The sequence below is a fragment of the Desulfolutivibrio sp. genome (assembly GCF_036584575.1).
Classification (GTDB): Bacteria; Desulfobacterota; Desulfovibrionia; order Desulfovibrionales; family Desulfovibrionaceae; genus Desulfolutivibrio.
The window spans coordinates 1-3,004 of the sequence record NZ_JAZHDB010000160.1 but is presented as its reverse complement, the minus strand read 5'-3'; the positions used below and the strand labels follow the sequence as shown (position 1 = coordinate 3,004).

The following is a 3,004-nucleotide window of genomic DNA, read 5'->3' as shown; positions in this document are numbered from 1 at the left end:
ATGATGCTCAAAGTAATCCAAATAGTCGCTGTCGTGATTTCCATATATCCACCACACCAGTTCCCGTGGCTGAGCAGGCCGAACCGGCCGCGCCGGCCGCGCCGACTGCACCTGCCGGTTCCCCGGCCTCCGGAGAACCCGGGCGACCGGCAACGGAACCGGCGGCGGAACCGCCTACGGAGGAGCCGCCCCTGGAGCAGGCTCAGGCCGAGTCCGAGAACGACGGCATGCTCATGGCCGCCCAGGCCAAGCGGCTTGTCGGGGAAAACGAAGAGGCCCTGACGATGCTTAAGGTGCTCAAGGAGCGCAACACGCTGACCCGCGAACAGCGCGAGGAAACCCTCTACGCCCTGGCCGAAACCCTCTACGACGTCAGCAAAAAAGATCCCCTGGCCCATTTCGACGCCATCCAGGGGGCCTTTCAGGAGGCCCTGAACTACAACGCCAAATCGAGCCACATCCCCGGGGCCCTTTTGGTGCTCGGCATGCTCAACCTCAAGGCCGGAAACATCCCGGAGGCCACGGCCTATTTCAACATCCTGCGCAAGCGCTATCCCAATGACGAAAACATCCCTTTGATCCATTTCTACTGGGGAGAGCATTATTTCGAAAAAGGCGATTTTCAGAAGGCGGCCAAGGAATATCAGGAACTCATCCAGCGGTATCCGGAGAGCCGCTTTGTGCGCGAGGCGTCCATGGGCATGGCGAAATCCCTGGTTCGTCTCGGGCAATACAAGGAAGCCTGGCAGATTGCAGACTACATCGAAAAACGATGGCCCAGATACTATACGGAATTTCCGCCACTATTGCGTATCAATGGGGAGATCGCTTATAGGCTTGACGACTTCAAGAGGTCAAAAGACTACTATCTGACCTCCTACAACATCGATCCCAACGCCGAAGGGTCGGACCTGATTCTGGCCCGGCTGGGCGATATCGCCTCCCACCTGGGCAAGGCCAGGGAGGCCATGGAATTTTATGAGCTGGCCGTGTCCCGGTTCCCGGACAAGGAGGGCGGCCTGATCTCCAAGATGCGGCTGGCCGAGCGCGGCGTGTACGACGACCCGAGCATCAGCGACATGTTTTCGGCCTTCGACAAGCCCGTGCAGGGCGGACCCGAGGCCATCTATGCCCAGATTGTGCGCGACCACCCCAAAAGCCCCCTGGCCCCGCTGGCCCAGCTCAAACTGGCCATGTGGCAGTTGTACAAGGATCGCCACCTCCAGGCCCTGGAGTCGGCGACGACCTTTGAGAAGATGTTCCCGAACAATCCCCTGTCGCAACGGGCCGGGGAGGTGGCGGCCACGGCCTTCGACCGCATGGTCGAACCCATGCTGCGCAACCAGCAATACGCCCAGATCGCGGAACTGTGGCGGGAGCACCCTCTCCTGGAAAAGCACCGCTCCATCATCTCCGACAAGGGGCAACTGGCTGCGGCCCTGAGCTTTCTGCGCACCGGGAATCCCGGGGAGAGCCTGCGGCTGGCGCTGCCCTTTGTGCAGCCGACACAGACCGAACCCGGGGTCAACGCCCTGCTTCTGGCCTTGCACATCTATCAGGAAGGGGATGCCTGGCGGGAGATTTTGAACCTGGTGGACAAGGTGCGCGGCTGGAAGTTCAACATGGACCAGCGCCAACGTCTGGAATTCGCCGCCGCCCAGGCCTTGGAGCATCTGGGCGACACGGCCCGTAGTCGCCCCTTGTGGGCCCGGCTGGCCGCGGATTTCAGCCTGCCTGCCCCGCGCCGGGCCATCGCCATGTATTATCAGGCCAAGGAGGCCAAGGCCAAAAATGATCCGGAAAAGACCCTGGTGTTCGCCCAGGAGGCCATGGCCCTGCTGCGGGAAAACAATCTCGATCCGGACAAGGTCGTGGATTGCCTGAACATGCTGGTGGACGCCGCCAAAGGCCTCGGACAGTACCCCCAGGCCCTGGATTATGCCGAGCAGTATGGCAAGACCCTGCCCGAAAACGGACCGGACAGCGCCGCCAACCGCTTCCGCATGGCCGCCATCTACCGCGAGATGGGCGAAACGGACAAATGGCGCGCCACCCTGGAACAGATGCGCGACGCCATGCCGAACTCCCTCTATGGCCGCATGGCCGCCTCGGAGCTTTCCGCCAGGGCCTTGGAGGACCGCGTCGACGCCTTGACCAGGAACAATTGATCCCCGGCCTCTCCGGCGTGATGTTTACGGCCATCCGTCATGGAATTGGCCGGGCAGGCCAGGTCACCGCCGTCACCTGCCGTATCCGGTCGAAGCGTCGGGATACCTCGGGGCGGGGGGCCAGGGACCATGCCCAGGTCTCGCCGCCGGGCGGAAGCGATGCCCCGTACAGCAGATCCGTCTCCTCCAAGACCTCGGTTCCATCCATGTCCCGGCTCACCGTGTCCGTGACCAGGCATCGCACGCCCGGCAACCCGCCAAGCCAGTCCAGGTGCGCCGCCACGATCCGGCGGCAGACCTGCGCCGCCTCTTCCCCGCGGCATCCCAGTTTCATCAGCCGCGCCTTCACCGGCAAGGGCAATTGCGACAACACATTCGCCGAGAGCGTCAGATCCGGATAAAGCTCCTTAAGCACCCCCGGCGCAACCGGCCTGATCGTCTTCACGTCCATGCCCTGGCGCCACCTTCCGGTTTCTTGCAAAAGACCCGTCAAATCCGCCTCCACCAACCGCACGTTGCGTCGCCCCCGAACCTCCCACCGCACCCGCAACGGATGCACCGCGTCCGCCAGCACCACCCGCTCAAACATCTTAGCCAACCGCCGCACCGGCACATCGAAGCAATACCCCGAGCCGCAGACCACAACCGTGCCTCGCCCCGGACATAGCCGCGCCGCTTCAAGCATCGCCTCGCGGCTTTTTCGCAAATGCGGCGCCCAGGCCTCCCGGCATCGCCGATGCCGCGCGCCCATGGCCACGGTCTCGCCCACAAGCCCCAGCCCCCGCGCCGCCCAACCAGCCGGAGTGAGCAGCCATTCCATTCCCTCGCGCAGCATG

General features: G+C 63.4%; 2 protein-coding genes. One reads left to right on the top strand and one right to left on the bottom strand.

Annotated features, from left to right (window positions below; translation table 11 throughout):
- Positions 1-2,168, top strand: a 2,168-nt coding sequence (locus V3572_RS11690) for a tetratricopeptide repeat protein (RefSeq protein ID WP_332111174.1), incomplete at its 5' end; no start/stop codon positions are given.
- 37 nt (positions 2,169-2,205) lie between these two features.
- Here V3572_RS11690 and V3572_RS11685 read toward each other — a convergent pair.
- Positions 2,206-3,004: hypothetical protein (locus V3572_RS11685; protein ID WP_332111173.1), on the bottom strand; the 799-nt coding region annotated here is incomplete at its 5' end.